The sequence below is a fragment of the Mesorhizobium sp. M7A.F.Ca.ET.027.03.2.1 genome, assembly GCF_003999175.1.
Classification (GTDB): domain Bacteria; phylum Pseudomonadota; class Alphaproteobacteria; order Rhizobiales; family Rhizobiaceae; genus Mesorhizobium.
The window spans coordinates 1-433 of sequence record NZ_RZOM01001918.1 but is presented as its reverse complement, the minus strand read 5'-3'; the positions used below and the strand labels follow the sequence as shown (position 1 = coordinate 433).

Sequence of the window (433 nt, the reverse complement as noted above, 5' to 3'; positions counted from 1 at the left end):
CCCGCGTACGGCGGCGAGTGACCTACATGCAGGCACCTTTCGACGCCTGGAGAGACCGCCACATTGGCGCGGCGGCGAAATTCTCTTTGTGACGGCAGGCGCGGAGCTCGGGCGGTCGTTCGCATCGGCAACGATCGGTTATGTTGTGATGATGCGGCCATGCCACGCCGCTTCCGATGTCGCGCGATCAAACCAACGGTCGCCGCTGGATTGAATTCTTCCCAGACAAGGGGCGTGCCGGTTACGTTGCGGGGCAAGACTGGCTGGCGGAGGTCGAATTGGTCGCGGCTCGTCCGACGCCACCTGCCGATCGTCGCCCTGCAGACCTGGCTGAAGCTGGCCAGTATTGCGCATGGTCCCCTGTTCCGCCGCGTCACCGGTCAGGGCAAAGCGGTGGAAGCCGAGCATCTGAACGGTCAGGAGGTGGCGCGGC

1 pseudogene is annotated in these 433 nt (G+C 64.9%); it reads left to right on the top strand.

Annotated elements, in window-relative coordinates:
* Positions 1–170: 170 nt before the first annotated feature.
* A pseudogene (locus EN750_RS38765) lies at positions 171–433 on the top strand (integrase); the annotation flags it as partial.